This is a genomic window from Treponema sp. R6D11 (genome assembly GCF_054786075.1).
Genome location: NZ_BDHD01000494.1, coordinates 1 through 807, shown reverse-complemented (window position 1 = coordinate 807; position 807 = coordinate 1). Strand labels below are relative to the sequence as shown.

Sequence of the window (807 nt, the reverse complement as noted above, 5' to 3'; positions counted from 1 at the left end):
CGCTCTGCCTTATGCCTTCACGGATAAGCACCTTCGCTCCTTGCGCTGACGAAAATGGTAAAAGTCTTAATAGTCCCGTAAAACCTCTCCGCCTTGCCGCAATTTTTGATTCAAGAACGCCGACATTCCGCCACGAGATGTACAGCGAGTACAAGGCAAACAGGCAGAAGACTCCTGAAGACCTTCACGAGCAAGTTCCGTTAGTTGAAGAATTTTTGAATGCTCTGGGTGTTAAATGTATAAAAAACGACGGCTTTGAAGCTGACGATATTATAGCCACTCTTGCGGAAAAATGCCGAGCCGAAAAAAGGCAGTGCTATATTCTTTCATCTGACAAAGATTTGCTTCAACTTGTAGGCGGCGGAATTTTTGAACTGCGTCCGGCAAAAATTAACAGAAAAACCGAGAACCCCATATCGCCGGGTCCCGCATGGGAACTTATCGGGCATGATGAAGTAAAAGCGGAGTGGGGCGTAGAACCGCCGAAAGTGTTGGATTTGCTTTCGTTAATCGGCGACAGCTCCGACAATGTTCCCGGCGTAAAAGGAATAGGTGAAAAGACGGCGGTTAAATTGATGGCTCGTTACGGCTCTTTAGACGAGATATATAAAAACATAGCGGCAATTGAAGGCTCAACAGGAAAGAAAATTTCCGAAGGAAAAGAAAACGCCTATTTTTCTCAATCGCTTATCCGTTTGCGAAGCGATGTAGAATTGACGATTAATTCCATTGATGAGTTGTCCGTAGAAAATCTTGACAGACCCGAAGGAGCGAAGGTGCTTATCCGTGAAGGCATAAGGCAGAGCC

At 45.7% G+C, this 807-nt stretch carries 1 protein-coding gene; it reads left to right on the top strand.

All coding sequences use genetic code 11. The features are described 5' to 3' along the window. A partial coding sequence (locus tag ACYVTD_RS14200) for a 5'-3' exonuclease (protein ID WP_461248373.1) occupies window positions 1-807 on the top strand: 807 nt, incomplete at both ends.